Origin of the sequence: Leptolyngbya boryana PCC 6306, from assembly GCF_000353285.1 — a bacterium.
In the GTDB taxonomy this organism is placed as follows: Bacteria; Cyanobacteriota; Cyanobacteriia; order Leptolyngbyales; family Leptolyngbyaceae; genus Leptolyngbya; species Leptolyngbya boryana.
Genome location: NZ_KB731324.1, coordinates 215,945 through 242,039 on the forward strand (window position 1 = coordinate 215,945; position 26,095 = coordinate 242,039).

Annotated in this window: 24 protein-coding genes and 1 pseudogene; 10 read left to right on the forward strand and 15 right to left on the reverse strand. The window is 47.3% G+C overall.

Translation table 11 applies throughout. The features are described 5' to 3' along the window. Window positions 1–74: 74 nt before the first annotated feature. Entirely contained in the window at window positions 75–515 is a 441-nt protein-coding gene (locus tag LEPBO_RS0101030) for an SRPBCC domain-containing protein (protein ID WP_017285667.1), read from the forward strand. Window positions 516–609: 94 nt separating this feature from the next. On the opposite strand, the gene petA is transcribed toward LEPBO_RS0101030, so the two are convergent. Beyond that, a complete protein-coding gene (gene petA, locus LEPBO_RS0101035; protein WP_017285668.1) occupies window positions 610–1,560 on the reverse strand; it encodes a cytochrome f in 951 nt (316 codons plus the stop codon). A 40-nt stretch (window positions 1,561–1,600) separates the two neighbouring features. Continuing rightward, a complete protein-coding gene (gene petC, locus LEPBO_RS0101040) occupies window positions 1,601–2,137 on the reverse strand; it encodes a cytochrome b6-f complex iron-sulfur subunit (RefSeq protein ID WP_017285669.1) in 537 nt (178 codons plus the stop codon). Between the two features lie 216 nt (window positions 2,138–2,353). Here petC and LEPBO_RS0101045 point away from each other — a divergent pair, with 216 nt between their 5' ends. From LEPBO_RS0101045 to LEPBO_RS42745, 5 genes are all read left to right on the forward strand, one after another. Beyond that, window positions 2,354–2,743: a DUF3067 family protein gene (locus LEPBO_RS0101045; protein ID WP_317135177.1), complete on the forward strand. Its 390-nt coding sequence runs from the start codon at window positions 2,354–2,356 to the stop codon at window positions 2,741–2,743. A gap of 209 nt (window positions 2,744–2,952) precedes the next feature. After that, complete coding sequence (locus LEPBO_RS0101050; protein WP_017285671.1) at window positions 2,953–4,188, forward strand: BMP family lipoprotein; 1,236 nt, start codon at window positions 2,953–2,955, stop codon at window positions 4,186–4,188. Between the two features lie 67 nt (window positions 4,189–4,255). After that, window positions 4,256–5,746, forward strand: a complete 1,491-nt coding sequence (locus tag LEPBO_RS0101055; protein ID WP_017285672.1) for an ABC transporter ATP-binding protein — start codon at window positions 4,256–4,258, stop codon at window positions 5,744–5,746. Then, window positions 5,739–6,761 carry an ABC transporter permease gene (locus LEPBO_RS0101060; protein WP_017285673.1) on the forward strand — a complete coding sequence of 341 codons (1,023 nt, stop codon included), beginning with the start codon at window positions 5,739–5,741 and terminating at the stop codon, window positions 6,759–6,761. Before LEPBO_RS0101055 ends, LEPBO_RS0101060 begins: the two co-directional genes overlap by 8 nt. 53 nt (window positions 6,762–6,814) lie before the next feature. Next, window positions 6,815–6,991 carry a hypothetical protein gene (locus tag LEPBO_RS42745; RefSeq protein ID WP_017285674.1) on the forward strand — a complete coding sequence of 59 codons (177 nt, stop codon included), beginning with the start codon at window positions 6,815–6,817 and terminating at the stop codon, window positions 6,989–6,991. 1 nt (window position 6,992) lies between these two features. Here the strand turns inward: LEPBO_RS42745 and LEPBO_RS41600 are convergent. Then, window positions 6,993–7,930, reverse strand: a protein-coding gene (locus LEPBO_RS41600) for an IS630 family transposase (RefSeq protein WP_225885720.1) whose coding sequence is annotated in 2 segments (ribosomal slippage) — window positions 6,993–7,601 and window positions 7,604–7,930 — 936 coding nt in all. Because the reading frame shifts where the segments join, the coding sequence is not laid out codon by codon here. A gap of 174 nt (window positions 7,931–8,104) precedes the next feature. Further along, a complete protein-coding gene (locus LEPBO_RS42125; RefSeq protein ID WP_192820014.1) occupies window positions 8,105–8,464 on the reverse strand; it encodes a transposase family protein in 360 nt (119 codons plus the stop codon). Window positions 8,465–8,680: 216 nt separating this feature from the next. On the opposite strand from LEPBO_RS42125, the gene LEPBO_RS0101085 reads away from it, so the two are divergent. Beyond that, complete coding sequence (locus tag LEPBO_RS0101085) at window positions 8,681–9,931, forward strand: hypothetical protein (protein WP_017285678.1); 1,251 nt, start codon at window positions 8,681–8,683, stop codon at window positions 9,929–9,931. Between the two features lie 26 nt (window positions 9,932–9,957). On the opposite strand, the gene LEPBO_RS0101090 is transcribed toward LEPBO_RS0101085, so the two are convergent. The 5 genes from LEPBO_RS0101090 to LEPBO_RS0101110 form a co-directional block, all read right to left on the reverse strand. Further along, complete coding sequence (locus LEPBO_RS0101090; protein ID WP_017285679.1) at window positions 9,958–10,779, reverse strand: class I SAM-dependent methyltransferase; 822 nt, start codon at window positions 10,777–10,779, stop codon at window positions 9,958–9,960. Continuing rightward, window positions 10,772–11,629, reverse strand: coding sequence for a peroxiredoxin-like family protein (locus tag LEPBO_RS0101095; RefSeq protein ID WP_017285680.1), 858 nt, complete (start codon window positions 11,627–11,629; stop codon window positions 10,772–10,774). The genes LEPBO_RS0101090 and LEPBO_RS0101095 overlap by 8 nt, the downstream gene beginning before the upstream one ends. 82 nt (window positions 11,630–11,711) lie before the next feature. Next, a complete protein-coding gene (locus tag LEPBO_RS0101100; protein WP_017285681.1) occupies window positions 11,712–12,494 on the reverse strand; it encodes a DUF4058 family protein in 783 nt (260 codons plus the stop codon). 1,479 nt (window positions 12,495–13,973) lie between these two features. Then, window positions 13,974–14,285, reverse strand: coding sequence for a hypothetical protein (locus LEPBO_RS0101105; protein ID WP_026148332.1), 312 nt, complete (start codon window positions 14,283–14,285; stop codon window positions 13,974–13,976). A gap of 47 nt (window positions 14,286–14,332) precedes the next feature. Continuing rightward, window positions 14,333–14,671: a hypothetical protein gene (locus tag LEPBO_RS0101110; protein WP_017285683.1), complete on the reverse strand. Its 339-nt coding sequence runs from the start codon at window positions 14,669–14,671 to the stop codon at window positions 14,333–14,335. A 157-nt stretch (window positions 14,672–14,828) separates the two neighbouring features. On the opposite strand from LEPBO_RS0101110, the gene LEPBO_RS35740 reads away from it, so the two are divergent. Further along, entirely contained in the window at window positions 14,829–15,191 is a 363-nt protein-coding gene (locus LEPBO_RS35740) for a hypothetical protein (RefSeq protein WP_017285684.1), read from the forward strand. On the opposite strand, the gene LEPBO_RS0101120 is transcribed toward LEPBO_RS35740, so the two are convergent. Further along, entirely contained in the window at window positions 15,175–15,360 is a 186-nt protein-coding gene (locus tag LEPBO_RS0101120) for a hypothetical protein (RefSeq protein WP_017285685.1), read from the reverse strand. The two genes, LEPBO_RS35740 and LEPBO_RS0101120, sit on opposite strands and share 17 nt — an antisense overlap. Window positions 15,361–15,365: 5 nt before the next feature. Between LEPBO_RS0101120 and LEPBO_RS0101125 the strand changes: the two genes are divergently transcribed. Further along, entirely contained in the window at window positions 15,366–15,563 is a 198-nt protein-coding gene (locus tag LEPBO_RS0101125) for a hypothetical protein (RefSeq protein WP_017285686.1), read from the forward strand. Window positions 15,564–15,635: 72 nt separating this feature from the next. Further along, window positions 15,636–16,066: pseudogene (locus tag LEPBO_RS40745) on the forward strand (IS982 family transposase); the annotation flags it as partial. 9 nt (window positions 16,067–16,075) lie between these two features. Here LEPBO_RS40745 and LEPBO_RS0101135 read toward each other — a convergent pair. The 5 genes from LEPBO_RS0101135 to LEPBO_RS39680 form a co-directional block, all read right to left on the reverse strand. Further along, complete coding sequence (locus LEPBO_RS0101135; protein WP_017285688.1) at window positions 16,076–17,467, reverse strand: IS110 family RNA-guided transposase; 1,392 nt, start codon at window positions 17,465–17,467, stop codon at window positions 16,076–16,078. Between the two features lie 344 nt (window positions 17,468–17,811). Continuing rightward, a complete protein-coding gene (locus tag LEPBO_RS35745; protein ID WP_017285689.1) occupies window positions 17,812–22,161 on the reverse strand; it encodes a tetratricopeptide repeat protein in 4,350 nt (1,449 codons plus the stop codon). A gap of 1 nt (window position 22,162) precedes the next feature. Further along, entirely contained in the window at window positions 22,163–22,495 is a 333-nt protein-coding gene (locus tag LEPBO_RS0101145; RefSeq protein WP_017285690.1) for a hypothetical protein, read from the reverse strand. 155 nt (window positions 22,496–22,650) lie between these two features. Then, window positions 22,651–23,499, reverse strand: a complete 849-nt coding sequence (locus tag LEPBO_RS45570; RefSeq protein WP_017285691.1) for a Clp protease N-terminal domain-containing protein — start codon at window positions 23,497–23,499, stop codon at window positions 22,651–22,653. A 2-nt stretch (window positions 23,500–23,501) separates the two neighbouring features. Further along, a complete protein-coding gene (locus LEPBO_RS39680; protein ID WP_081614712.1) occupies window positions 23,502–26,093 on the reverse strand; it encodes a right-handed parallel beta-helix repeat-containing protein in 2,592 nt (863 codons plus the stop codon). Window positions 26,094–26,095 lie beyond the last annotated feature (2 nt).

Here is a 26,095-nt window from a genome sequence, read left to right on the forward strand (position 1 = left end):
ATTTGCGACTCGGCAAATCTTACCGCAATAAAGGGTCACGAATTGTTAATTGCGATCGTCTGAGGACATGATTTATGCCGAGTTTATACACCGAAGTTGAAATTAATGCCGCTCGATCGCAGATCTGGCAAATCCTGATCGCTAAAGAACGCTGGAAATATTGGAATACTTTTTTATTTGACTGCGACCCAAATCGCCCGTTTATCCAAGGACGAGATGTTTCATTGTCAGTTTTACGATCGCCCGGAGAAGATGAAATTCAATTTCGCCCGATCGTCACTTTAGTTCAACCCAATTACTGTTTGAAGTGGCTTTCTTCGATTCCCGGTTTGCACAATGAGCATGTGTTTGAGCTACAAGACATCGGAGTGAATCAAACGCGATTTTCGTATCAGCAGAATTTTTCTGGAACGTTTGCCCGTTTTTTGTTGCCTTTTATTCGTCAAGAGGAACGAAAAGGGATTCAGCGGATGGCATGGGAATTGAAGCGCTACGCTGAAAAGCTTGGATCATGACATCAATATTGGAAGTGGGGAGTGGGGTGTTTTAACACAAAAAAATGGAGCGAGCGGTTAGGCTTGCTCCATTCAATTCGGTTGAATTCTAGAATTAGAAATTCATTTCAGCGGCTTGAACGCGCTCGACCTGTTTCTTCTTCAGAACCAACATGATTTGAGTCAAGGAAACGATCGCAAAGAAAGCGAGCAGACCTTTAATCCGGTCTGGGTTCTGTAACACGATCTCCTTATCGACTTGACCAAATCCACCGACGTTCGGGTTGCTGGTCAACGGATCACCTGCTTTCACCGTGTCACCTTGAGCCACGATCAACTCGGGTCCTGCTGGAATCTCATCAGTTGCAGTTGCGCCATTTTCGCCCGTAATCGTAACGGTATAGCCGCCTTCTTCGGTTTTCGCGATCGCAGAAATCTGACCTGCCGCAGAAGCGTTATAGACCGCGTTATTGCTCTTTTGTCCAGTCGGATAAACCTGTCCACGACCGCGGTTTCCGCCGACATGCACCGGATACTTACCAAAGCGCAAAGACTTATCAGTCTTCGGATCAGGTGAAAGAATCGGAAACTCGATTTCTTGATACTGCTCACCCGGAACAGGACCAACGACTAACCAGTTCGGATGAGCATCACTGTAAGGCTGGATGTAGAGTTCCGCAGCCTTTTCTTTCTGCTCGTCAGTCATCCGATCTTCTGGAGCAAGCTTGAATCCGTCTGGCAACATCAAGACTGCACCGACATTCAACGGACCTTTCGAGCCATCGCCTTGCACTTGCTGCACGCTGGTGTCGTAAGGGATTTTCACCACTGCTTCAAACACGGTATCCGGCAAAACGGACTGAGGAACTTCTACTTCGGTCGGCTTTGCACCTAAATGGCAGTTTGCACAGACAATCCGACCCGTAGCCTCACGGGGATTTTCGTATTGGCTTTGAGCAAAAATCGGGTATGCAGAAGCCGCTTGAGGCAAAGCAAAGCTGCCTGCGAGTAACGTTGCGATCGCCGCGATCGTCACGATCGCTTTTCTTAGAAAACTACTTCTCATCTCTGTTCACTATGTTGTGCAATGGTTCAAAGTCAGCGGCTTAAGCCCACCAAGGATCGTCGCCTGTACGGAAATCGGTTTCAGTCCAAGGCGTAAAGGAGATCTTGTCGTTCTCAACGCTGGCATGAACCAATGCCAAAGACAGAGGAGCGGGGCCACGAACGACCTTGCCAGTGCTGTCATACTGCGAACCGTGGCACGGACACATAAATTTGTTTTCATTTGCGTTCCAAGGCACGACACAACCGAGGTGAGTACACACCGCGTTAATGCCATAGCTCTCAATGCCATCATTTGTGACCACAACGTAAGTCGGATCACCTTTCAAGCCTTGAGCGAGAGAACGATCGCCGGCGGGATGGGATTTTGTATATTCGCTGACAAGAATATCGTTGCCAAGCGCGTCTTTTGCCGTGACACCTCCCGAAGCGCCACCAGCCGACGGCGGAATAAAGTATTTCACGACTGGATATAAAGCACCGAGCGCGACCAACGCTTCAGAGCCAAACATCAAGGCGTTCATAAATTGGCGACGACCCATGCTTGGGACATCAGAAGATTCGGATAATTGAGCCATGACTTCTTCTCTAGGGATTGCGGAAATGAGATGGATGACAAAAGATTTCGCGCAGAACTGATTTGAAAGCTCTGTGTTTAAATCAATTTACATGGAGAGGGCTACACAATGACGAGCGAATGACGATCTAGGGCACTTCAAGTTTGTCCAATCGGATGTCCAGAAATCCCTTAGAGTCGGCTGTCTGTAGCTTTTCTAAGATTTATTATACATTTCTTGACATTCAGATTATCGATACGAGACTGTGGAATTGATTTACGAAATGTTACAAATTTTGCGATCGCCATGATGACAGGACGAGATCTTCAACAAATTCTGCTCCAGAAGTGGGGGCGCTCCTACGATATCCAGGTGCGCCGTACCCAAGGGAAGTTCTTTGTTCAGATTATGTGGAAATATTTGGAGCAGTTGTCGTTCCCGCTGTCTGAGGCGGAATATTTGGAGCATTTGGATCAGGTGGCGACGTATTTGGCAGGATGGGGCGCGATCGAACAGGTGCAGTCTTATATTGCAAAAACTCGTGAACGTCCAAGACAGGGCAAGGCAGTCAGTATTCCAATCGATTTGGGCGATCGCGCTTCAGAATGGCTATTAGAAGATTTCTGAGCGGAGAAGTCCTGCTGAGATTTTCTGTTGATTCCCCTTCGAGATGTCAGCACGCAATCGAGGAATTAAAAAAATCAGAATTTTCTACGAATTCTAACAATTCTTGATAGTTTGATGTGGCTTGCAATACATTTTGCTGCGTTCTGGATTCGTGATAATTCGATCTTGAATTCGCTCCCACACCTCACCTACTTGGCGTTCTGCAAAATATGACAAAGATATCGAAGGTATCGAAATTTCTCGGTCAGATCGGACTGACCGTTGTTCTTGGCTCGATCGTGGGAGCCTGCGGAGGTGGGAGCACTCCTAACTCTGCTTCCTCCCCTGCTGCTGGCAGTGGAGATTACGTCGTTGGCATGGTTTTAGTGGGTCCAAAAAACGATGCAGGCTGGAACCAGGTACACTTTGAGGGCATTCAAAGTGCAATTCAAAAAGTTGCGGGTACAAAATTAGAGTACGTAGACAAGGTGAACCCTGGCGATCGTCCCAACGTTAAAGGTTCTCAAGTCGCAGATGACTTGATTGCCAAAGGCGCAAAATTCATTATCTTTAACTCGGATGACTTTAAAGATGATGCCTTGGAGACTGCCAAGAAACATACCAATGTGACTGTGATTCATGCCTCTGGGGATTATGCTTGGAAAGACGGCAAGAATTTCAAAAACCAAGCCAATCTCGGCAATATCATGGGACGGATGGAGTACGGGAAGATGATTGCCGGATGTACTGCCGCCTTGGGAACTGAAACGGGAAAAATTGGGTATTTAGGTCCCTTGATCAATGATGAAACTCGGCGATATAGTTCTGCTGCTTTTCTCGGCGCAAAATACTGCTGGGAGACCTATCGAAAGCGTCCGGCATCAGAGTTGACGTTCAAAGTGACTTGGATTGGATTCTGGTTCAATATTCCAGGTAAAACGCTTGATCCGACCAAGGTTGCTGATGACTACTACAATGGGGGCTTTGATGTTGTGATGAGTGGCATTGATACGCCAGAAGCAGCAGTACAAGGAAAAAAAGCAGCAGAAGCTGGGAAGAAAGTAAAATACGTGCACTATGACTTACCAACGGGCTGTTCGCTAGCTCCTAGCATTTGTTTGGGTGTGCCGTTTTACAATTGGTCAATTCCTTATGCAGATGCTTTGCAGAAAGCAAAAGATGGCAAGTACACGAGCGAATTTGTCTGGTCTGGTCCTGACTGGCAAAACCTCACCAATCCCACTGCTGGAATGATTGGGTTTAATCCAGGTCAGGCGTTAGGTGAGAATCAAAAATTCCTGGATGAGTTTGTCAAAGGAATGAGCAGTGGCAGCATTAATCTCTACAAAGGACCGATCAAGTTCCAAGACGGAACAGACTTTGTCAAAGCCGGAGAGACTGCAACAGAACAACAAATTTGGTATATGCCGCAGTTGTTGGCTGGAATGGATGGACCCAGTAAATAGCTAAATTCTTCAGAACTCCGAGTTTTTTAGAAACTTGGAGTTCTCGCGTTACAGAGTGGGTTGAACTATGCAAATCGAACTCCAACAGATTACAAAGCGCTTTGGGCAAGTCCTGGCAAATGATCAGGTTTCGATGACTGTTCAAGCAGGAAGTATTCATGGCTTGCTCGGAGAGAATGGTGCGGGAAAAAGCACGATCGTCAAAGTTCTCAGTGGTTTCATCTCGCGCGATTCCGGCTCAGTCCTTTTCGATGGTGAAGCAGCTAACATTAAAACGCCTGCTGATGCGATTCGCTCTGGCGTTGGGATGCTGCATCAAGATCCGCTCGACTTTCCACCCCTTTCGGTGCTGGATAACTTTGTGGTCGGTCGAGGCGAAGTGCTGGCAAAAGGATTATTTTCGGGGTTGAAGTTCGTGAATCTCGATCGCGCTCGACAAGAATTTCTCCGTCTGAGCGAAACCTTTAATTTCTCACTCAATCCGGATGTTCGTGTTGCTGATCTAACCGTTGGAGAACGCCAACAGTTGGAAATCATTCGATTGTTGTCTCTCGGTGTGAAGACCCTAATTCTCGATGAACCGACGACCGGAATTTCTGCGTCTCAAAAGACGGCATTGTTTGAAGCAGCACGACGATTAGCGGCTGAAGGAAAATCTGTGATCTTCGTGTCGCACAAGCTTGAGGATGTAGAGGAGTTATGCGATCGCGTTACTGTAATGCGGGCAGGGCAGGTCGTCGGTCATGCCGAAATTCCTTGTCCAGATTCAGTGCTGATTGATCTGATCTTTGGGAAAGAACTTGCTTTACCCATCAAGCCGAGGACTCAGCAATCTGAACCAATGTTGGAACTCGACGGCATTGTGGTCAAAGACGATCGCTTAACTTTGAAAGTCGATACTTTGACCGCCTATAAAGGTGAAGTGATCGGGCTTGCAGGACTCGAAGGCAGCGGACAGCAATTACTACTTTTACTCTGTGCTGGATTAATGCGAGCTTCAGCAGGCAGGATCGAGATTGATGCGCTTGATATGACTCAAAAACCGTATCCAGCGTATCTCAAACATGGAATTGGCTATTCGCCTGCGGATCGGCTGAAAGATGGCTTAATTCGAGGCTTATCGATCCATGAGCATGTGATTTTACGTCAGCCGAATCAGTCGCCATTCATTGATTGGAAAGCAACGCATCAGACAGCACTCGAAGCGATCGCAATGTTCAACATTCGAGGCAAGCCCCATTCTCATGTTGAAAGATTGTCTGGGGGAAATCAACAACGGACACAGCTTGCATTGTTACCCGTTCCATTAAATTTATTGTTAATGGAGCATCCGACGCGCGGATTAGATATTGAATCAACCTTGTGGGTTTGGCAGCAGTTAATTGCTCGATGTCAAACTGGCACCACGATTTTATTTATGTCTTCAGATTTGGATGAAATCATGCAGTATAGCGATCGCGTTTTAGTCTTCAGTGGTGGAGAAGTTTCAGAGCCGATTGCAGCATCAGAACTCACAGTCGAAAAGCTTGGACAGATGATTGGGGGACGCTTTGAGTAAAACACTTTCTTATCAAGTTGGCGCGATCGCGCTTGCTTTGATCTTTGTTGCAATCATTATCGTGTTAGCAGGGGCTTCCCCGATCGCGGTCATTTCTGAAATTGCATCCGGGGCATTTGGTACGCCTGGACAGTTCGCCCGTGTAATTTCTACACTTTGTCCATTGCTCATCGCTTCTTGTGGATTACTATTCACTTTCACAACTGGCTTATACAACTTAGGCATTGAAGGACAGATTGCTTTCGGTGGGATTGCTGCAACCTTGATACTGCGATTAGGGCAAGATTCTTTGCCTCCTGCTCTGACACTTTTTCTTGCGATTGTGGCTGGCGGAATGGGTGGAATGTTGTGGGGATTACTCGCAGGCGTTCTCAATATCTATGGACGCATCAATGAAATTTTTGCAGGCTTAGGCTTGAACTTTCTTGCCGATGGGATTGCTTTGTATTTGGTGTTTGGACCTTGGAAACGTCCGGGTGTTGCATCGATGAGCGGCACAGAACAATTTCCAGAATCGCTGTGGTTGCCGACGTTTGGTAATACAGATGCAAGCCCAATTTCGGTTTTGATTGCGCTGATTGCGATCGCATTAACGATCGTTGTTCTTAGCGGTACACATTTCGGTTTAAAGCTTCGAGCCGTTGGGCAAAATCTCAGAGCAGCTTATGTTCTCGGCATTCCATCGATTCGACAATTACTCAGTTCATTTGCAATCTGTGGTGCGTTTGCAGGCGTTGCGGGAGCGTTGCAAGTTGTGGCTGTCTTTCATCGCTTGATTCCCAACATTTCAAGCGGATTGGGATATTTAGCGTTATTAGTCGCAATGTTGGCGGGAATGAATGCTTGGTTACTTTTGCCGATCGCGTTCTTTTTCAGTGCGCTGAACATTGGCAGCTTGCAGTTGCCGCTCGATTTGAATTTAGAATCGTCTCTTGCGGGAGTGATTCAAGGAACTCTAGTACTGTTTGTGATTTTAGGAAAAGGCTTTAGTGAGTGGAAGCGGGGGAATGTTTAGCGATCAAAATAAACATTGATTTGAGATCGGATGTGTGTCAATCGTTGTGTTGCATGTTGCCTAGGCAAATCGTTGCATTGCGTCCCGAATCATTACGGCATACTCAGGTGAATCATTGTTTTGCCCGGGCGAATGGAATTATCGGCTTGTATGTTGAGAGAGAAGTGGAATACAGTTCAAACATCCCAGAGAATCTGTTCGCGGCGAAGACGAATCAGTCTGGTGTGTAGATTAAGATCCTGGGATGTCTCCCCGCAAGTTCCGCTGAGGTTGGACAGTATAGCCCGACCTAAGTACGTTAGGACTATCTCTAAAAGCGGCATCGACACAGTCGCGAAAGGTCTCAAATTCATCCCAGCGTTGCCGCATCCAATTCTTCAGCACAAACCACCATCGCTCGATTTTGTTCAAGTCTGGTGAATAGGGCGGTAGATACCAGAGTTCACACTCAGCTTGCGCCACAATTTCATCCATGGCTTGGGAGCGATGGAAACTGGCATTGTCAATGATAATCACACTGCCCGGTTGCAGTTTTGGTAGTAGACAGGTCTCTAGCCACACCTCAAACAAGTCTCGGTTGCATGAGCCAGAAAACGTCATTGGCGCAAATAACTTGCCTTGCTTGAGCGCGGCAATCCAACTGACGCGCTCAGTGCGCTTACCGGACTTGAGGGCATCACAGCGTTGCCCAAGCTTGCTGTAGCCATAGGGATACTCGTCCCGATTGTCGATGCCTGCTTCATCAACGTAAACAAGTTCAGCATCCATTTTGGTCTTTAATCGTTCCTCGAACTCAACCCGCTTGAGTTCATCCCGTTCGCGATAGACGTACGTCTTTTTTTTCGACTCATGCCCAGCTTTTTGATCGCTGCACTCATATTTTGCTGCGTCACCCCGTCGCCCCATAACTTTGCCATTTCTGCTTGTGTCTTGCCGTTATGCTGGACAACAAAGGCTTCAAAGCGTTCCCAATCCGTGATTTTATGCCGACAGCCTTGCTGGAAGTTCGTAATAGCTTGGCAGTCTCCGGTCTCCTGTTCGCGTTTGATCCAGAGGTCGAGCGTATTGCGACTGATATGGAACATCTTACTGACATCGGTTTTCTGTTCTCCGCGCTTGACCGCAGCAACGGCTTTGCGGCGCAAGTCTTCACTGTAAGGAGCAGGCATCGGCAGGTCTCAATCACGCTTTCTACCCCTAACTACAAGTCCTAATGTAGCTTGGTAGGGCTATAGTAACTCAGCTCCCTCTGGGTTAACTCCCTGCACAATTGCAGCTAAGCGATCACTCGGATGAATTCCAACCTCTTTGCCGCAACTCTTAGTCCACAACCACTTGAGCTTTTAGCGTGTGCCATTTCTGCTTGCCACTGTAGTAAGGTCGTTGTTTTTTTTTGGGCGTTCAATTGGACTCTCACTCACATCGACGACGAGGATGTTCCATTCGGTCTGGGCTGAGTGCAGCGCTTTTTTACCTGGCAAGCAGAACTCACCCGACTGAATCAAGATGTTTTCAATCTTGCGGACAATGCGTCCAACCGTCGTTTCATGAATTCCCCAACTTTGCCCGATGTGGAACTGGCGCTCAATCCTGTAGGAGGGTTTCCCTCCGTAGGGAATTGAGTAAGATGGTGCGATATTCTCGCCAATATGCCATCGCAATGAGCAGTTGATCTTCGACACCAAACTTGCCTTGTCCGCCACGTTTCCCCTTGCGCATGAGCTTTGGTTTGAGGACTTCGACCATTTTCTCGAAGGTTTCGCGCTTGACTCCTCACTTGCGTTTGAATAAGTTCGGCGGCAGATGTTGAATGCGATCATACATGGCATCGGTCTCCTAAGCAGCTTCTAACCCTCTTTTCAAACGTTCAAATCACTGCTCAGGATTCGTGCAGGAGGTCTAATCAAGTTCAAATTCTTTTGGAAGTTGCGAAGAATGATATTAATGAGTTGCTTCCAAGCTTATTGAATGTTGCTAGGACTATTCGTAATGTTGAGAGAAAGGCAGAGTTTTTTTTAGAATTAGTAAAAAATAATAGTGCGTACTTTTTAGAGGCATTAAATGCTGCACGCTTAATTCAGGATGATTACAGACGTGCTGCGATGCTTTGTGATTTGGCACAAATCGACTCTACGTATTCTTCAGAAGCATTGTCAGCCGCAGAGTTGATTCACGATGAATCTGATCGAGCAAGAGTACTAATAAAGTTAGCGACAAATGACGCTGTGAATTTTGCTCAGTTGCTGGCAGTCACAGGGTCGTTTCAGGACGAGATTAGTCGGGCAAGGGTGTTAATTGCGTCAGCAGAAAATGAGGCTGTAGATTCTCCTAAATTATTGGCAGCCGTAGAATCAATAGAGTTAATCCAGTATGAGTACAGTCGTCCGGGGATGTGGTTTCATTTAGCTAAAATTAATTCAGCGTTCCGTGCTCACCTGTTGTCATTCTTGCAGTCGATTCAAAATGAATCCAGTCAAGTAGAGAAATTACTCGTTACAAATACGCCTGAATGGGCAGCAGTATTGGTTACATTAGCCAAAATTGACTCTTCTTACTTTTCAGAAGCTTTGTCAGTTGCACGGTCAATTCAGGATAAATCTAGTCGAACAAAGCTATTGATCGAGTTAGCGAAAATTGACTCTTCTTACTTTTCAGAAGCTTTGTCAGCGTTGCGGATGATTCAGGAAACCTCTGAACCAGATCTACTAGCGCAAAATCCGCTGATGGCATCGTTTTGCTCAGATGTTTGGAGTTTGTATAAGCAGATACTCGCATTGATGAATCTCGCCCAGATCGACTCTACATACTTTTTAGAGATACTTTTGCTCATACAGTTGATGGAAGATGAATCCGATCAAGTGAAGATATTGACTGAGTTAGCTCAACAACTACCTGAATCATTCCTGCCCCAAACTTACACTATTATCTATAGCATTGCTCACAAGCCTTCCTGTGCTGAACTTCTTAGTATCTATCTTCCCCGTCTTCCCCTTGCCATCCTCTCACTCAGCAACTGGCAATCTCATCTCTATCTCCTCGCCCATCGAACCCGCGCTGACCTCATGCAAGACCTCGCCACACTATACCCAGCGATCGTACATCTCGGCGGAAAAGAAGCCGTCCGAGGCATGGTCGATGCAATGCGTGATGTATGCAATCAATGGAAATGAACCAGTTCCGAAATGAGTCGAATCAATTAAACTTCTGATTTCTGCGCGATCGCATACAAAACATCAACTTCTAATGCGTGAACCTGATAAGTTCGCAGAAATTGTAGATTGGCTTGTCGCACTCGTTCCTTAGCGGCTGAATCGAGTTGATCGATCGTCCCTCGGTAGCCCCCACCCAAACACATCGTCCACCAATCTTCGGGTGTTGTTAAATCGTGGGTTCCCATTTCAGTGAACACCTCAATCTGAGTTACACCACTTTCTTCTAGTAGACCTCTGAGCAAATCAGGGCAACGAATTCGATCCCACGGCGTGAAGGACTTGACTAATTCCGGGCGTTCCACTGCAATCGCATCCCAAAACACTCGATTCGCAGGCTCAAACACTCGCTCTCCCCAAGAAGTAATCGCAAGTTTCCCACCTGGACGCAGCATCCGCCAAAGCTCTCGAACAGCCGCTTGCATGTCTGGAACAAAGAAAATTCCGAATACACACACGATCGCATCAAAACTTTCATCCGGGAATCCCAACGTCTCAAAATCTCCAGCCTGAAATTTGATATTTTCCAATCCTTGCTGTTGGGCTTTGTCACGCGCTAATTGCAAGAGCGATTCTGCTAGATCAATGCCCAAAACTTGCCCTGTCGAACCCACACGAACTGCCGCAGGAATCGCAGAAGCACCAGACCCGCAACACACATCCAAAACACGATCACCTGGACACAATGCAAGATGATCGATCGTCTGTTGTCCAAAACGATTCCAAAACGACAACGCTGGCGCATCAAAGTAATCTGATGCAGCATTAAATACAGCTTCTACCCTGGCACGTGCCTCTTCTTTACTCACTGAGTTCCTCCAAAAAAGTGAGCGGTTGATTCATCTGAGCCGCAAAACCCAGAATTGCGCGATCGCGGTGCTCATACAACAACTCACCTTGAGCATTAAACAAGAACGTTGCCCCGCGTTGAGTCAGATAAGCAGAATTTGGCACATAGGTCTTCCAATGACTCAGCACTTCCGTCATATTACGAAGTCGCAAGGTTGCTAGTTCAAACGGACGTTGAAAACCGCTACCCCCTGCCCACCGGAAAGTAGAACCTTTGAGTGGCGGAAGTGGTGCAGCTTTTACAGTCTCATCATCGCCAATCAACTGTGGTGCAGTACGATCTCCGCGATATCCCCGAAATACTTCTGTTAAAGTTCCAGGACTCCCAATGCCTGCACACATAAGCAGGAGATTGAACCAGGCATTCTGTTCTGTCGAAAGCAATGGCAACTTGAGCGAGAGTCCCGAATACAATTCAAGCTGTTGGTGGAGTTCAGCAGTAGGGTCTACAAACAGACAATCGGGAGGAAAACCTGTGTATTCGCAGAATTTCTCGCCGGAAGCACGATCTCCAATGCCCACTGCTCGAACTGCAACTTCTGTCGATCGCAGCACTTCCGCCTCTCGCTTCAACCACCAAGCATATTCGAGGTTATCGAAATCGCCCAACTGCGACCAAATCAAAACCAGTTGCCGAGGCGCGTTACAGCCGTCTAAAATGGGCACGATCTCACCATCACTAATGCGTTGACGCTGGGTTTGAATCAAGCGATCGTACAGCTTCATGATGCGAACCCGAAAGACTAAACAACTGACCTTAAGAAGTAAAAGTTTACCAAATTCAGTTGCAGTAGATTGCCAATCTGACACCAATCGTGCCGATTCGCTGATATTCGTAAAACAACGAATTGCCCCTATGGCACTGTTCTTGGCTCACTTGTCCATACAGAGGTCATGCGATTGTAAGCACATTAGCACATCTTAGTAATGTCTCTACCCACTGACAGTCTGATTCAGACAGTTTGGGCTGAAGTTGACGAGTATAGTCGATAGCTAGCTGATATCGTCCCTTGTCATACACCCGATGCAGTAAAGCTTGTAGGTCGAGCATTGGCTCCGCTTCACCTGGCACGATCGGAATCGGAATGATTGGAATCGGTTGACGCAATCCGAAAGCGTACAAATCACCTCTTGGACGCTCATGACCTCGACAGATCAGAATTCGATAGTCTCCAAGATGTTGACTCGCGATCGGAAACGCTTTGCCTCCTCGGAGTAAATCAATCTCAACGAGATTCGTCGCACTCGCCAACACCTGATTTCGTTTGCGTTCATAGGCAATTCTTCCTTCTCCAGTCCGCTTGTTTTTTGGAGATAGAATCTCCAAAACTGTGACGACGGTTCCCGTTGCTACCTCACGAATCTCTAGATACCGCTCATTCACTTCTTCAAGAATGGGAACGGTCACTTTTTCGGGCAAGACAGATCGCGAAGACTGAACCGTTGAGGAAATAGGCTCCACTTTGCTTGTCACGACTGCCACATCAGGAATGCCGACCAGCAAACTTTCATCGTCATCACTGAAATAAGTCCGTTTCTCGATTTCGACACGATACTTTTCGCTGAGGTGATCCACTAAGTCATCCGCGATCGCAACAATCAAGCGATTATGCACCGCTGACCAGAACTCCGGATCTTCAAGAAAGGGATTCATCCCTGGAAAAGGTGATGCCATCGTGCGAACTCAAGCTTTAGGACAGGTCTTTCCTCTCATCATACGAGATGTCTCTGAAGTTAATTCTCGTTGTGATAACTGAGAAGAATAAGTACGATCGTGTCAATTCAAGAGAATATGTGGATTAATTCCTCGACTGATGGTTCTCCCAATCAGGATTTTTAGTCAATTTCCTCTGAGTTCACCCCAATCTTTTGGGAAACTCCTCATATTTTTTTACTCCGGCTGGACTTGTGTTGAGCGGCAAATTAATTGACTACTTCGACACATTATTTGTCACAACTATCGATTCGCTAAAGCTCTTATAAGATGAGATTTTTAGGCTTTATCACTCCCGTGCTCTCACCAAAACTTAACCCAAGTTTTTAGTACGTCCGAACCTAGACAAGTTAATATGTAAACTAACAGCGCCGCAGTTCAAGCTCTTTGAGTCGCTGAACTGTGAACAATGTGGGTCAGTTTGATCGTTGTCAAACGATCGTGCTTTCCGACCCTGGTAGCTGTCTGCCTTCGAGTCGCCATCTCACAGTTAAAGTTGTATGTAGGTGGGAAGTCATATCTGACGAATATCTGTTCTTCAGGTATAGCATAGGTGCGCTCCCGATTACGATAGGCAACGCTCTACCACTGGCAACAGTGTGGTACAGATATGCACTTGTGGTGGCTACCGAATCGCCTCCGAGCAAGGAGGAACCCTCTCCAATTTTTGGGCAAACCAAAGCGAGGACAAAATCCCTAGGAGGTTCGCCAAATTGCTGAATCCTCTTCCCGATTGAGTTGTACGAATCTGTGCTATTTAGACAACGCTTCAAGGAACTACTTTATCGAACTTGGATAAGAGGTTTGCCAAAGTAGAGTTTAGAAGCTGTTAAACAAAAGGATTCTAGGCACGAGGAGTCGCAATCGCCCTCCTAGACATGGGTGGGTTGAAAGTTCCGCTCCAGCAATCGGTCGCATCCATGCTCGTGGTCGCAATCGCCCTCCAGACATGGGTGGGTTGAAGAACCGCATCCAACTGAATATCACTAGCTCGTCTGCGTCGCAATCGCCCTCTTAAATTTTAGATGTGGGTAGGTTGCAGAGTTTCCGCCAAGACTTCCAGAAATTATTGAACTTATTCAATAACTAACTTTCAGAGAGGGTTGAAAGGTGCATTCGATTCGTAATACATCGCGAAATGCTGAATAACTGAATAAAGTGCTGGACTGAGACGACACATTAAATGTCCAATCTTCATTTTGACAAATAATTGTCGCCACGGTCAAATAATGTGTCGCTCAACAATCTACTTAGGAAGCCGATGATGGGATCTGAACCCATGACCATTCGATTCGTAATCGAATGGTCGGAGGGTATCGAAACTTGATGATGGGAAGGATCGTAGCTTATCTTCGATTACGTTGCAAGCCATTTGATCTCCACCTTGATCTCCACTCGTCTTGCTCTCCTTAATCGGATTTTTGCAACTTCTCAAGCAAGTCAGCCAGTTGGGTCACTCAATTTCCAGTTCTTGATTTCGGCGATCGCGGCTGCCACCTGTTCGGGAGTCACACGCGGTAGTCGGTTTGTAAAATAGTCATCGAGTCCAAGCGTTTGGCTCAATTCTTCCTCCATGCCATCCATCACCTCTGGATGACTTGAGGTTAATGCCCAGTCGTGATCCCAAAAAATGCGGTCGACAAGTTCATCTACGACCGTGTTCCAAATTCTCAAATTATCTGAGTGTGGGTGGAAAGTGTCTAATTCTTCATCAAACCCAAACTCTTCCTGTCCCGCTTGCCAATTTGGCAAAAGGTATTTCTCAAATGCCTTCCAGACCAAGTTGCGGTATAAATACTTTAGACTGTCATCTGGATTGAGTCCTTCTCGATATAAATCTCATCTTCGAGCCGCATTCTGAGAAACGCAAATGGAAAATAGGCGGCAGCTTCAATCACATTGCTCAACATCGGTGACTCGATTTCTGGGCTAAGCAGTGCGGCGAGACATCGGTGGAGCAAGACAATTTTTTGTTCAAAATCGGCAATATCGAAGAGACGATCGCCAGTCAACACTTCAGGTTCTTCCAAGTCGCGGGTATCTTCAAGATTCTCGATCGCGTACTGCATGGAAGTGAGATACAATTTCGCCTCAACACCTTTAAGTATGCGATCGCCTAACTGAGTTCGCCATGTCATCAGACCAGTTCCTCAACCTCTTCTTAACTTAACGATCGTGCAACATCAGATGAAGCAGCGGGAATGATGATAGATTTTCTTCCGATTTTTTATAGAGGCGGGTTGAAATCAGATGTGCTGTAATTTCCACATCTTCGATTTGATAGCTAGAGATTTTGTGAATCCTGGATATGTTCTGAATGTTCAGAATGCTTGGGCGAATCAGGATGATGCTACTCGCGATGGAGCTTATGCTTGCGCTTTGGCAGCAGTTGAATTGAGTCGAGACTTGGTGGCACTTCGACGAGCGGAAACTCGAACAGGCGCAGATTATTATATTGCGCCGATTGGCACAGCACTCGATGACTTAGAGAACTGCTTTCGGTTAGAAGTTTCTGGAACAGATTTGAGTAGCGCAGAAGTTCGACGACGATTGCAAGAAGAAGTGGCTCAAGCGCGTCGTGGAAGCAGCAATTTGCCAGCCATTGCCGCTGTCGTCGGATTTCGAGCAAACTTGATTATGATTAGTTCAGTGAGGTAAAAACATATAAGTTGGCTAGAACATCATACTCAAAGTGAACAGTATGCCAGTCTCGCTGAGGTCGCCAATCGCGAGGGAGAAACTCAGCGAACAGCTTCGCTGCACCAAGGGTGTGCGCTGGAACTTTATTATCTTGCAGCGGAATGTGAAGCCCGTGCGCTTGAGGCATTAGATGTGACTAAAACACGAACACTCGGCATTACGGTCGTCAGCGCAGTTTCTTTGTGGTCGAAAGCGAGAGAGTATGGCATCGCAGAGCGACTGGCATACTGTTGGTTAGCAACAGATCTCCTGCCACCGTTTGCCGTTCAAGAACTGCGTGAGCTTTTACAGGCAATCTGGCGAGAACTCCAGGTTTTAGTTGCACCGTAGAGCGGTTTCTTCACACTGGGATTGCCGATGATGAACGGCACTATACCGGATTGAAATTTGTCATTGATCGGTTACTATGGCTTCAAACTCCACCTCGTCGTGAATGACCGAGGTGAATTGTTGAATATGATCTGACTCCGGGCAATACCGATGACCGTACGCCCGTTTTCCAGTTATTTGGCAAGGTGTTCGCCGACAAAGGTTATGTCTCACAAAAGCTCGCCAAACAATTGCTCAAAACGGCTGGCATTCAACTCGTGACCAAGCTCAAACGCAACATGAAACAACGATTGATGTCTCTCAATGACCGTTTGATGCTGAGAAAACGCTCGATTGTCGAAAGCATCATCGACCAGTTGAAGAACATTTCCCAGATTGAGCATTCGCGCCATCGCTCTGCGGTCAACTGCTTTGTCAACGTTCTTGCTGGATTGATTGCATATTGCCATCAACCGAAGAAACTGTCGATCGCGCTTGACCACAATTTACTGCTTCCGGCTTAACCCGAACTCCTAAGAAACAACCTCACTTAGAGCATCAATGGGAGAGCGTTCTGTGAGGTCAAATCCCAATGCTGCTGCTTGTTTTCGCAGATGCTTCAGCTTGCGTTGCTGAAACTGTTGCTCATACTGTGCGGCTCCCACATCCTCATAACTCTGGTGAGTTTTCCGCATGAAGTAGAAGACACGAGCCAGTTTGTGAGCGGTCGCAGTAATCGCCTTGGGAGCGCCAAGCCTTGCCTTCAAGCGACGGAAGAATGCTCCGATTGCCGAGTCAGACTTCCCCGCTGCCATTGCTGCGATGCGAAAAGCGTTTGCGGCTCGACTGGAGCCAGGGCGAGTCTTAGCACTTTTACGCCTGCCGCCAGAAATATTCGTTCCCGGTGACAATCCCAGCCACGTGGCAAACTGTTTGGCACTAGGAAAACGGCTGGCATCCAGCCCAATCTCTGAGAGAATCGTCTGGACGGTCAGAACTCCCATGCCATCAATAGCTGTAAAGTCTACGCCACTAATCCGGTGCAGATGATGCTTCAAATCAAAACTTGGTTGATTCTGAGGACGCTTTCGTGCGGGTGTAGGCGGATCAAGGGGCGCTTGAGCAACCTGCGTCGGCAACTGATTCAGATAGCCTTCAATCTCAAGATCGCAGGCAGCAATTTGCTGCTGATAGCTTTCATACAAGGTTAACTCCTGAGCTAAGACAAACAGATGCTCGGTGCGATAATCGCCACTCAGCGCGGCGGCAATTTCCGCTTCGCTTTTGCGGACTCGTTCATGCTTGAGGGCTGCAAGTTTGTGGGGGTCACGTTCGCCTGCCACAATCGCTTTGAGGATTCTTAACCCACTCAACCCAGTCAAGTCACTCAACACCTGATGCAACTGCACATTCATCTGAGTCAAGGCTTTCTGCATTCGTTGCAGATGACGAGCGGCATCGGCGATGAGCGTATCGCGTTGGCGAATGTAGCTCCGCAACACACAGATTTGGTCATCCGGGCGAAACGATCCGGATAACAAGCCATAGCTGTGTAACTGCCTCAGCCATTGACAGTCGAGCACATCGCTTTTGCGCCCCGGAACACTCTTGACGGAATGAGCATCGACTAAAATCACCTCAAACCCGTGAGACTCCAGCGTCTGAAACACCGTAATCCAATATACTCCTGTCGATTCCATCGCCACCGTCTCAATCTGGCACTGCTTCAGCCACGCTGCCATCGCGACCAGATCCGGGGTGTAGCAACCAAACTCTCGCACCGATTGAGCTTCGCACTCTGGCGGCACACTCACCCAATGGCTTGCCGACCCGATATCAATTTCACACGCATGACGATGCAACACCTCGAAGGCTTCTGACGCATCGGACGTACCTGAAGCACGAGGCTGAGAACGCTGTATCATGAGAGCACCTTATAAAAACATCGGGGGCAATCCTCCACCCGGAATCAGCGACCGTTTGATTCTCCTAATCGGGATAAAGGGTTGCTCCTTTTCACCAGTGTCTTTCACGCGACGATTCCAGAACCAGACTCACAACGGGCGAAATTGCACCAGTGTTCTAGCGGTTTTGGCTGTGAAGCAATTGCCTTAATCCCTAGACTACTTCAACTCTTGGGTCGGTTTCGTTTCTTTCGCCCTTCCCAGAGGTGCGCCTCTTTTGGAGACTCACGTTAACATAATGGTATTCTCCATTGAACAAAGATACTACTCTTGGCTACCTGTCCGAATTTTGGATAGCATTTCAATCACCTATCTATCTGAAACTCAAAAGGAATATTGGCGAATGCGATTTGGCTCCCATGATGAATGATATGCTTCTCTCGAACAGGTAGCCACTGCGGCGGGTGAGTAGAGATAAATGTGCCATTTTTTGAACCTAAATCCTTGATCCACCACTTTCCCACAGTATCACGCCAAATCTCCGCGTGATGATAGTCTAACCAATTGTTGATCGCTTCTGGCAACCTACTCAGATCAATGTCAACAGCAGAAGTAGACTGAGGACTCGATCGACCAATGACCGCTCGACCTTTGATCGTAAAAGCTTCGGTCGTGAGTCCGCCCCCTCGCTTTAGAACAATGCGGGCAACCGGAATCTGAAGCATCACAGCATCGACAGTTGGCGTAGAGGGGACAATCAAATTTTTGGTGCCACAATAGGCACAGACTGGACGATCCTGGCTAATTGGCGAACCACAGCTTGAACAGTTAGACACGGAATTTGCACCGATCAGATGAATCCCCTCAATTAACAGTTGATATTTCCCTGTTTCTTGCTGACTTGAGAAAACTTGTTCTGCCTCCTGGAGTCCTGGTAGCGATCCTGAGTGAACCTGTGCGGTTTGACCCGATAAAAGTCGCACGTCTTCTAAAATCCTGACGAGATTATCTGGCGTAAAATAGTGTTCCTGCTGAATCCGATAGTCTACCGCCATCGGATCTAACTGTTCCATAATCTCTAAAGCTTGCTGTAAATGTTGCGTTGCGACCTGAAATTCTCCCTGTTCCTTGCGGGCTTCTTGTTTTGCTAAAAGATAGCCCAAAGAAGAGAGAACATCCGCTCTCAGCGGCACATTGCCCAGATCCTCAGAAATATCGGCTGCCTGCTGATACAGCGCGATCGCTTCAGCTTCTGAAACTTTCGTCTCGTGCATCAGCACCAGTGCCGCGAGTTGATCGATCACAATGATCTTCATCTGTTTACTTTCAATGCGATCGCATAGGGCTTGCGCCTCTGCAAAATGGTTCATCACCTCTTGATAACCGTACTCAACGAATGACTTGAGAAATTCTCGCTTCAGTCGCCCCAGCAGCAGTAAAGTCTGAATCTGCGTGCCAATATTTCCGGTGCGCTCTGCTTCTTGTACGGTTTGTTCGAGGACACTAATTGCCTGACCAAGGTCTTCTCGCATCGCATGGATGCAGCCAATTCTGTACATAATTGTGGGCTTTGATAGATTGTTGCCAATCTGTTCGCACAGTTCTTGTGCTTGCTCCAACGCATCTAGCGCATTGTCCAACTCGCCGTGCGTCATCCCGATCGTGCCCAGAGAAGCCAGCGCCTCGATTTGACTCTGAACTTCACCAATGTTTTTAGAAATGTCGATCGCTTCTTCTAAAAATTGACTGGCTTCCTGCCATTGATTTAACTGTAAATGCAGTCCTCCAATCCTCTGTAAAGTCGCAGATAGCTCTTGCAGCTTCCCTAGACTTTTCCAAATCTCAGCTGCCTGATTATAAAGCCGAAATGATTCATTGTATTGTCCCTCTTCTGTTTTGATCATTGCCCAAATTTGCAGCGTTTGTGCAATTCCAACGCTATTGTTAAATTGTCCATCGATCTCTAGCGCTTTCTGAACCAGTTGATAAGCGAGGTCAAATTCGCCCTGAGTCGCCTTGAGCAGCGCGACTTCTCCTAAAGCTTTTGCCTTGCCCTGGACATCCGCAACCGTTTGGAGTTGCTCATAGAGCGGAGCGGCTTGTCCCTTGAGTCCTTTGAAACTGAGGAGTGCAGCCAGCAGTGCAATGATCAGAGCTTTGCGATCTCCGTCGTGAGATGGGCAGCCTTTGAGGGCTTGTTGTGAATGTTCTAAGGCTGCATTGGGATCTCCAGTGTACTGCTCTGCTTGTGCTAAGTTGTGCAAAATGCGGTAGTCATTTGATAGCTTCAAGGTCTGCTGGCAAAGGGTTTTGGTTTCAGCATAGCGACCTAGCGGTAACCATTGCTCGGTCAAAACAATCGCGATTTTAACTGCGATCGCGCTTTCTTCGCCTAAACAGGCAAGTCGATGAATTTCTCTTTGCTGCTCCTCGGAAGGCTGGGATTGGAGCCACCAGGTTTGGTACAGCAATTGAGCAGCAATGCGATAAAGCGGTGTAGGTTGGGTCGGAAAGTTGAGAAAGGGAGCAAGCAGTCGTGGAACTCGGAGCAAGTCTGAGGCAGAGAATACTTCTATCAGCCCTAAATCGCTGGCACGACGAAGATATTGATCTAAGTTCTCGATCGCGCGACAGAGAGAAGTAAAGACCGATCGAGGCACGGGGAGATCGAAGAGTAGCCCCAGAGATAACATCTGCCGGAGCTCTTCAGGCTGTTGTTTGAGCAGTTCCTCTGCCAAAATGTTGACTCGGAATGCGGCAACTTTATCTTCGATCTGACTTTGAATGTGTTGCCGGAGTTGTTGGGAGGATTGGGATCGTTCAGCTTCTGTGGAAATCTCTTGCTTGTATTCTTCTGCTCTAGTTCTGAGTGTGTTGAGAATGCCTTCTGGATTGGCATAATCTGTAGTCAGGACTTTTGCTAACCACTCTAACAATCGAGGATTGCCATCTGCTAGTGCGATCGCTTGCTCTTGGAGTAGAGCATCGATACTTTGAGAAGTGCGATCGAAGGCTTCAAGGCGATCGAGCTTTTTGCGTAAATCTGCTCCTCGAAATGCGGTCAGGGGTTCTCGCTTTAGGCGATCGTTGAGCGATCTTTTTTCGAGCTTAAAGTTGTAGCGAGAAGTAATAATAACGCGATGAATACCGCTGTCTTTGACGACTTCGAGAAGTGGCTCTAGCGCGTCAACGGCTTCTCTTTTTAGGACATATTCGCCAATTGCATTGAGTTCTAAGTTTTTCTCAAAATCGTCGAGGACAAACAGAAATGGTTTCTGAGATTCAAATTTGAAGAAGTTTATAAGTTGAATTCTGAGCGGAGCAGTATTTTTTAATGCTTCTAACCCTTGGGAGGTGGTGCATTCATCGAGCAATGATTTACGCAGTTTATCGGGCGTGAGGTCTTGACGATTAAAGATCAAGTCATAATCTGGCAATCGTTCTAGTAACCGTTTTGCTAAGGTGGTTTTACCCACTCCACCAATGCCGTGAATCAGGATTCCAGGTGCAAGGCGGAGATGCTGAAGACATCGCTGGATCGATCGTCGTCGTCCGACAAAGTCTTTACTCGGAACAACTTCTGGACTATCAGGGTCGTCTGGATTGAGAAAGCAATCTTCTAGCTCGATCTCTCTTGGATCATAGTGGAACTGCATTCTGCCACTGGGGACAACCATTGCACCTGGGCATTCTCCCAGCACATACAAGCGCAGAAAATACCAGTCTGCTACATTCGCCTCACGAAGTTTGCGATAGGCACTGGACAGGGCTTGCGCGAGTTCGTTGCCTGCTGCTAGGTCTGCATAAAGTTGTGCAGCAGCAGTCGTGGCACTGAGATCCGCGATCGGGTATCCCCAACCCAGAACGGCTCGAATTCCGTGATCGATTAATTGCTGTGCCATTGAAGGTACTGCACCTTCGTTGCCTGCTTGTCCGGTTCGGCAACCTGAGAGAAAGACTAACTGAGGAAATCGAGGACTCAGGGCTTCAGCAATTTCGCGGGCTGAAGCATCGTAGTGTCTGCCTTCTAAGGTTTCTGTGACGAAGTAGGGAACAGTTTGCTGAGAGTCGATCTTTTTAATTGAGGCATGTCCTGTGAGGTGAAATACATCAAAGTGATGTTCTGGGAATAGCAGCCAGAGTCTTTTGAGTTCTCCAATGCAGCCGCTTTCTTCTACTCTGAGATCGAGCGGAATTCCTTTCGTGTTTTCAAGAATTAGGGCTTCTTCGCGTTCAAATTGTAGGATGGGTTCCAGGGGAGGTTCTGGCGAAGTTGCCATAAACATCACTTGCAAAGGTCGTGTTTGAGGCGATCGAGCTTTAATTTTCTGCCGTGTCCAGCGTACGGGTACGATTTTGGGACGGACGCGATCGATGAGATATTGCTGACCATTGTGCAGGACTTCCCAGGGTAAATGAGACAGTCGCGCACCGCTATCAATGGCGAGGATGAGTCCATCTTCCTGACAGTTGTCAATGCTGCCAGTGAGATGTCTACTTGCGCCGTCTAACCATGCAAAGAGCTTTTTACCAATCTGAACCGGATCGGGCAAGACTGAAACATAGAAATCTTGTTCGCTCTGGTCGATCAGCGTTTGGATGTCGGAGAGTCTGAGCCGTTGAGTCTCGTAAATCTGATGCGAATCGGCGTTGTAGTAGCGGAGTTCGATAGTTTGCTCACCGGAGGGGCGAAGCTCAATGTATAGGGTGTGCATGTTATTGGTTCAAGCAACTTTCCAGAACTTTTTGAATCTGCTCAGCGGATGCGTTTTCTAACAGAAGTCGCTGACTTCCACAGACAATCACAACTTTGTCGATCGTGGTTCCTGATTTTCCTTGCTTGTATTCTTTGTACCATTTACGAATTTGCTCAGCGATCGCGACTGTGCCTCCGACGATCGCGATGACGCTGGCAATCACTGCGATCGTGCCTTCTTTTCTGGCAGTGTCGTCTGTTGTCCAGCTTCCCTGAATTCCATCAAGTGAGACTAGCTCTTGTGCGGCGAGAACTGCATCTTGTCCTTCGATCGCAAACTGAATCGTCGCCATATGAGTTACCTGAATTTGTTTATGTTCTTTGTAGCAAATAAAACAGCAATGCAGCGTTCTGTAATATTGTTTTAGTGTTTTTCTCGCTTCGTTTCAGTGGGGTTCACCCCTAGCGCGATCGCCGATCAATTCATTCGTGTGTATACGGTAGTCTGTTAAGTAGACTGTTCTTTCAGTTGAGTTGAGTTCGTCAGATCTTTTGTCTTGTTTGAAGTAGGTGAAGCTGGATTAGCCTCTTGCCGAGCCTGGACGATCGCTTTGATTTCCCCCTTGATTTCCAGTTCGCGATCGCGAAGTTCACCTGCTCGATCGAAGTTTTTATCTCGAACGGCTGCATCTTTAGCTTCGAGGACTTGACCCAGTTCACGAGAAACAGACGGCAGTTGAAACAGTTCCTCTAGTCGATCTTGAATTCGGAGTTCTCTTCGATGTGATAGTTTTGCTGCATCAAAATTTTGAGTGCTAATGGCTGCTAGTTTATCTTTGAGGACTTGATCTAATTTCAGCTTCAATTCAGCTGGATCACGAGCCATCTCAATCTCAGCATCGATCGAACTCGCTTCTTCAGCTACCTCCCCTATCATGCCTAGAGCCAGAAATCTAATCTTATTAAGATTGACCCCTAAATTCTCCAACACTCTAGCAGCAACCCCTTCACCTTCTCGAACCAAGCCTAACAGTAAATGTTCTGTCCCAATGTAGTTGTGCTCCAGGTTACGAGCTTCTTCTAGTGAGAGTTCCAAAACTTTCTTAGCACGTGGCGTGAAGGGAATCTCTGTCGCGACATGTCCAGAGCCTCGACCAATGATCTTTTCAACTTCAATTCGTGCATCTTTGAGATTTACGCCGTGTGATTTCAAACTCTTAGCAGCAACCCCTGTGCCTTCTCCAATCAATCCTAAAAGAATCTGCTCAGTCCCGACAAAGTTGTGCCCTAGACGACGAGATTCTTCTTGAGCCAGCATGATGCATTTAATTGATTTTTCTGTAAATCGCTCAAACATACTCAACTCACCTCCTGATTGTTACTCTGATACACTTGACATCCACTTTCAATCTGCAGAGCGCCTGCTGCGTTTCCTGCCAAATTGCAATTCTCGATTCTTCCTCTCCCGCGATCGCTGACCCAAACTGCATAGTCTCCATTCGAGTTGATGCTGCATCTTTGAATCGTTGAGTTACTGCCTGCGGTTTTGATTCCAGTCTGAGCATTGTTAAAAATAGTGCAGGATTCTACTTTGCCAAGTCCACGATTCCAAATCAACACCCCAGAAGCTTTCCCATCATAGATTTGACAATTTTGCAGCGTCGGATCGCCTTCTGAATGGATTTCTACACCCGCATAGGAATTCGCAAAAATATCACAAGCGATCAAAGTTCCACTGCCGCGATTCCAGACAAACACACCGCCTTTTTGTCCCTGGTAGATCTTGCAGCGTTGCAAAATCGGATCACTCGCTTCCACAATCTCAACTCCAGCACTCGCATTCGCATAAATGCTGCAATCTTCGATCGTTCCCTGCCCTTCTTCATAGACAAAAATGCCGCCTTGCTGCCCATCGTGAATTTTGCAGTTTCGCACTTGCGGTTCGCTCTGAGCACGAATCGAAATGCCCGCTAAAACATTACCGAAAATATCACACTTCTCAATCTCGCCCTTGCCCCCCTGAGTCACGTAGATTCCACTCGCTAAATTTTCAGAAATCGTACAGCGTCGAATCACGGGCTGACTCTTGTCCTGAATCTGAATTCCCGCCTGTCGGTTCCGAGAAATTGTGCAGCGATCGAACAGTCCAGTTCCCTGTTCATAGACCCAGATTCCACTCTGAAAATTATTGCGGAGTTCGCACTGCTGCGCAGTCGGATTTCCACCTTGATAGACTGCAATTCCTTGATAAAAATTGTTCGAGATGTCGCAGTTCTTTAAAGTTCCATGACCTCCGCATACTAAGACTCCACTTGCTTTCCCCTGTTGAATCCGGCAGTTCTGAATTGTCGGATCTCCACCCGTGCGAATTTCTACTCCTGCGAGACGATTGCCAGAAATTGTGCAGTTTTCTAATGTTCCTTTGCCGCGATCGCACACTAAAACGCCACCTGCTTGACCCTCCTGAATTTTGCAGTTACGAATGATCGGATCAGCCGCTTGTTGAATCTCAATTCCAACGCCCAAATGATTGACAATCTCACAGTCTTCTAAAAGCCCTTGGGCACTCTCCCAAAACAGCACGCCTCCTGATTGCCCATCATAGATGCGACAGTTCCGCAGCACGGCTTTTGTGGTTGCACCTTGTACAGACACACATGCAAGCGACTCTGACGTAATCTGGCAATCCTCCATCACCAGTTTGCCTTGAGGAATCTGCACTGTAAATTGTTTCTTCTCGGTTGCTTTCCCTTTCAAAATCAATCTACGAACGCTTGCATAAGTCGTTTGCATCAAAATACAGTTTGCTTGTGCTGTTTCAATCACAACGTTTTCCCCATCGCCAATGATTTCCAGAGGCTTAGTAATCACAATTGTGCTCAGATAGCACCCAGGTCGGATCAAAATACGATCGCCCGCTCTTGCATTCGCGATCGCAGCATCGATAGTCTGATAATCGCCCTGACCGGAGTTGCAGACAACGATCGTAGACTTTGCTCGATTCAATCCCTGCAATGCATTGAGGAACTCTTGAATCGACTGGGGACGCTGCTCCACTCGAATCGCTAGCGCTGCCATGACCGCATCACTTACAACAGGTGTGATCGCTGCATTGAGCTCTTGAGGAGACTGCAACACACTGCCCAATACACGATCGGTAGCTTGAGTTGGAACTTTTCCAGTCAGCAGGTGATAGAGCGTCGCACCCAGGGCATAGATATCAGTAAATTGACCAAACTTTGCTTCTTGACTGTACTGCTCTAGTGGAGCATATCCCGGCGTTAACATTGCAGTCATGCGTTTTGTTTTGTCTGCAAGAAACGCTCGTGCTGACCCAAAATCGATCAGCACCGCCCGATTATCTTCTGTAATCATGATATTTTCGGGCTTGATGTCTCGATGCAGTAGATTTGCTTGATGCACGATCGCTAATGCTTGACCAATTTGCTCGACATAAGCTAGTGCTTGCTGCTCCAGGATTACAGCATTCTCGTCTAGCCGCTGTTGGAGCGTTTTACCTCGGAGAAACTGCATCACAGTGTAAACGGTATTGTTCTCCTCGAAGACTGTGTATACCTGAACAATTTCGGGTGATTGAAATCGAGCTAGAATTTGGGCTTCTTCTAAAGACTTGACCTTGTAGCTGTGATAGTCCATTGGTGTGATTGATCCTGAAGGCTGAACGGTTTTGCCCTGACGCGCACAGCCTTGTGGAAAAAACTCTTTGATGGCGACAGGTTTTCGCAGTTGCTGATGACTCCCCAGGTAAGTAATGCCAAATCCACCCTGTCCGAGTACCTTGCCGATCGAAAAGTTGCCGCCTTGCAGTTGTGTGCCAACTAAGAGTGACGGAACCACTGCCGTACTCTGACTCAGCGCCATCCCGCAAGCCACACAGACCACTGCGGCTTCAAGATTCGCTGTCCTGCAAATTGGGCAAGAAAAGACCATAG

Coding starts and splice junctions, on each gene's coding strand:
- LEPBO_RS0101030 (WP_017285667.1), top strand. CDS start 75: ATGCCGAGTTTATACACCGAAGTTGAAATTAATGCCGCTCGATCGCAG.
- petA (WP_017285668.1), bottom strand. CDS start 1,560: ATGAGAAGTAGTTTTCTAAGAAAAGCGATCGTGACGATCGCGGCGATC.
- petC (WP_017285669.1), bottom strand. CDS start 2,137: ATGGCTCAATTATCCGAATCTTCTGATGTCCCAAGCATGGGTCGTCGC.
- LEPBO_RS0101050 (WP_017285671.1), top strand. CDS start 2,953: ATGACAAAGATATCGAAGGTATCGAAATTTCTCGGTCAGATCGGACTG.
- LEPBO_RS0101055 (WP_017285672.1), top strand. CDS start 4,256: ATGCAAATCGAACTCCAACAGATTACAAAGCGCTTTGGGCAAGTCCTG.
- LEPBO_RS42745 (WP_017285674.1), top strand. CDS start 6,815: ATGTTGCCTAGGCAAATCGTTGCATTGCGTCCCGAATCATTACGGCAT.
- LEPBO_RS0101100 (WP_017285681.1), bottom strand. CDS start 12,494: ATGGCATCACCTTTTCCAGGGATGAATCCCTTTCTTGAAGATCCGGAG.
- LEPBO_RS0101110 (WP_017285683.1), bottom strand. CDS start 14,671: ATGACATGGCGAACTCAGTTAGGCGATCGCATACTTAAAGGTGTTGAG.
- LEPBO_RS0101120 (WP_017285685.1), bottom strand. CDS start 15,360: ATGCCTCAAGCGCACGGGCTTCACATTCCGCTGCAAGATAATAAAGTT.
- LEPBO_RS0101135 (WP_017285688.1), bottom strand. CDS start 17,467: ATGATACAGCGTTCTCAGCCTCGTGCTTCAGGTACGTCCGATGCGTCA.
- LEPBO_RS35745 (WP_017285689.1), bottom strand. CDS start 22,161: ATGCACACCCTATACATTGAGCTTCGCCCCTCCGGTGAGCAAACTATC.
- LEPBO_RS0101145 (WP_017285690.1), bottom strand. CDS start 22,495: ATGGCGACGATTCAGTTTGCGATCGAAGGACAAGATGCAGTTCTCGCC.
- LEPBO_RS45570 (WP_017285691.1), bottom strand. CDS start 23,499: ATGTTTGAGCGATTTACAGAAAAATCAATTAAATGCATCATGCTGGCT.
- LEPBO_RS39680 (WP_081614712.1), bottom strand. CDS start 26,093: ATGGTCTTTTCTTGCCCAATTTGCAGGACAGCGAATCTTGAAGCCGCA.